Source organism: Lactiplantibacillus sp. 3062 (assembly GCF_055413545.1).
Genome location: NZ_JBVAYE010000022.1, coordinates 1 through 3,424, shown reverse-complemented (window position 1 = coordinate 3,424; position 3,424 = coordinate 1). Strand labels below are relative to the sequence as shown.

Genomic DNA, 3,424 nt, shown 5'->3' with positions numbered 1-3,424 from the left:
ATTTTAACTCCCTTTTGAGCTAACACATGTAGCCAGACTAATGTAGCCAAAGAGCCAATTGGGGTAATCTTAGGTCCCAAATCTGAGCCGATTATGTTTGCGTACACTAACGTATGATGGATGAGCCCTGAAACGTCAGCGCCTTTGATTGATAGTGCATTAATCATGACGGTCGGCATGTTATTCATTAATGACGATAAAAGTGCTGCTAAGTAGCCCATGCCCATTGTGGCAGCAAACCGACCACCTTTTGCGATTTCGGTAATGACACCTGATAATAATGTTGTTAGACCAACGTTCTGAAGGCCGTAGACTACGACATACATACCGATTGAGAAAAAGACAATGTTCCAAGGAGCTCCTTTAATCGCTGCCATCGCATTAACATGGGAACTTCTTTGACCAACTATCAGAAAAATAGCCGCAATACTCAGTGCGATAAAGGAGACGGGGATTCCTAAGAAACCGCTACTAAAGTAACCAATCAATAGGAGGATTAAGACGACCCATGAAAACTTGAAAAGTCGCTGATCTTTTAGTGCAGAACTGGGTTCCGCAACCTGAGTGGCATCAAATTTTCGTGGCAATGCTTTTCGAAAGTAAAGATACAGGATACCAATACTACCTAACAGCGAAAATAGATCAGGAATCCACATTCTTAACGCATACGCTGAAAAGGAAATTCCAAAAAAGTCTGCAGAGACAATATTTACCAAGTTACTAACAATCATTGGTAAAGAAGTGGTATCGGCAATAAAGCCACTGGCAATAATAAAAGGGAAAACTTGCTTTTCATCAAAGTGTAAGGCACGAACCATTGCTAAAACAATGGGGGTAAGAATCAGAGCAGCCCCATCATTAGCAAAAAGGGCAGCAACGACGGCGCCTAAGGTGGTCACCAAAATAAACATGCGAATACCGTGACCGTTTGCCCAGCGAGCCATGTGTAAGGCGGCCCATTCAAAAAATCCGATTTGATCTAAAATGAGTGAAATCAGAATAATAGCCACGAAAGATAAGGTGGCATTCCAGACAATTCCGGTAACTGTTCCAACATCTTTAAAACTCACCACGCCAAACAATAATGCTAAAATTGCACCACCAACGGCTGTCCATCCAATTGATAATCCTCTAGGTTGCCAGATAACGAATAATAATGTGAGTAAGAAAATTCCAACGGCAAAAAAGACTTGCATGATACCTCCTAAACTGATTAATTATTTTTTTCCTTTAATTAATTAAACCGTTAAAAGCGTTTTTTCGTAATTTGGTTGCCATTGCATAACAGCAAAATGATTATTCGAAAGCTCTTTTACCTGATCAATCCATTTAACTTCGCTTTGCACTCGAGCCAGCAAACATGGATCAGTGGTTTGAGTTGCCAACATACTTTGGTTGACCACCCACCAAGTATGAGCTAGACTGGCTCGCTTCAAATCGTCATCTAACCGCATTGATTCATAAACCGGCGTGGCTTCTGGTAGCGTTACCATAACAATTTCAGTTTGCTTAGGATCTTGTAGTCTTGGTAACAGATTAACGACTGCTTGTGGGACGCTGCCGGAGGTATGGGCAACTTCTTGAGCATAGCTTTGGGTCGAGTTTAACAGTAGGAGTGTATGACCAGTCGGAGCCGTATCAACCACAACGACGTCACTATCATTTTGGGCGACTAACTCAGCAAAAGCTCGGAAGACAGCAATTTCTTGAGTACATGGTGAACGCAAATCTTCAGCGACATAATCAACATCATTAGACTTCATGGTCTTTTTAGCAGTAGTGAGAACTTCGTTTTGATATTCTTTTAAAGACTTTTTCTCATCAATATGGCTCACCTTGATCAGCGGACTTGTGATTTTGAAGTATTTCAAATGATCAGCTGGGTCAGTGGTAGCCAAGTGCACGGTTTTGTGTTGAGCAGCTATCTTTTGGGCAATTTGAACGGCAACGGTTGTTTTACCAACGCCACCTTTGCCCATGGTGAAGATAATTTTTTTATTTGACTGCACTAAATTCTTCACGACAACATCCAGATCAGGAAAGTGACTAGCAGTAACCGGTTCCTCAGTGATTTGCGGCTGCTGGTCTTTCAATAGTAGTCGTAAATTAGCTAATCCCAATACGTTGTATGCTCGCAATGGGATTGCTAACTTGGGTAGCTGGTCTAAAGTGACTGGCATATTCTGCAAATCAGCTTGCTGTTGTTTAAAAATAGTCTGAGAAACTGCGTCGGTTGGCTGATTTAAGATACCGTTAATGATTAGTTGCTGGTTCTTAATGTTTAAGGCTGCCAACTCATGTGAAGCGCGTTGTGCCTCCAGAAGGGCGCCTTTTTGTGGTCGGGTAACTAAAAACAAAGTCGTCGCTTGAGGATTGCCTAAAGTTTCAACCGCTTTTTGATACATAGCTTTCTTATCATTTAAGCCAGCTAGTTGGCCGAGACAGGATGCACCACGATCATTCTTATCCAGGTAATTACTCCAAGCAGAAGGCAATTGCAGCATTCTTAAGGTATGGCCGGTCGGCGCGGTATCAAAAATAATATAGTCAAATTGCTGATTAATCTTGGAACTAGTTAGAAAGTTGGCAAATTCATTAAATGCAGCAATTTCAACCGTACACGAGCCTGATAATTGTTCAGCCATATTCTGAATGGCTTCTTTGGGCAACACGCCTCGATAAGGTTGAATAACCTGCTCGCGATACTCGTTCGCAGCAATGACCGGATCAAAGTTGGCAGCAAACAAACCGGAAATGTTTGGAATCGGCTTTGGCTGATTGGTTAAACTAACTTTAAAAACGTCCTGCAAGTTACTAGCTGGATCAGTGGAAACGATCATAACTCGGTGACCAGCATCAGCTAAGCTAATTGCAGTGGCACTGGCAACCGTGGTTTTGCCAACCCCACCCTTGCCGGTAAAAAATAGGTACTTGGTTAAATTAATCTCTTGTGGCGAATACTTTTCCATCATTTTTCAGCTCCTTACATAGACACGCGTCTATGTATTACTTAAAAAAACTTAATTGGCAACATCTTTTTCACAATCAGACCGTTGGCAAAGGCAGTGCTCATCAGCGGCTAACAGTTGGTCGGTATTCTGTTTAAACTCTTGGACAAACCTTTTTTGTAGGGAATAGTGTTGCCATTTCCCATCCTTTACCGCAAACACAATACCTGCATTTTGCAAAACCTTCATATGATGAGACAAAGTGGGTTGAGAAAAATCAAAATGCTGGAGGATATCACAAGCACAAAGTGATCCACATGAAAGCAGATCAATGATTTTTAGGCGGTTCGGGTCAGCCATTGCTTTTAGCATTTGAACGTAATTTTGATAATCCATTTTTTCTCCTTCCATTACATAGACGATCATCTATGCATAGTATAAGAGCTACTCCAATGGCTTGTCAACTTTGTTAAAAC

At 41.6% G+C, this 3,424-nt stretch carries 3 protein-coding genes; all 3 read right to left on the bottom strand.

What is annotated here, in order from left to right; translation table 11 throughout:
• The coding region (locus ACWQAU_RS15125) for an arsenic transporter (RefSeq protein WP_107707051.1) at positions 1 to 1,196 on the bottom strand (1,196 nt) is incomplete at its 3' end.
• A 42-nt stretch (positions 1,197 to 1,238) separates the two neighbouring features.
• On the bottom strand, positions 1,239 to 2,969 hold the full coding sequence (arsA, locus tag ACWQAU_RS15120; protein WP_016373382.1) for an arsenical pump-driving ATPase: 1,731 nt from the start codon (positions 2,967 to 2,969) through the stop codon (positions 1,239 to 1,241).
• 51 nt (positions 2,970 to 3,020) lie between these two features.
• Positions 3,021 to 3,344, bottom strand: coding sequence for an ArsR/SmtB family transcription factor (locus ACWQAU_RS15115; RefSeq protein ID WP_003582114.1), 324 nt, complete (start codon positions 3,342 to 3,344; stop codon positions 3,021 to 3,023).
• Between the last annotated feature and the right edge of the window lie 80 nt (positions 3,345 to 3,424).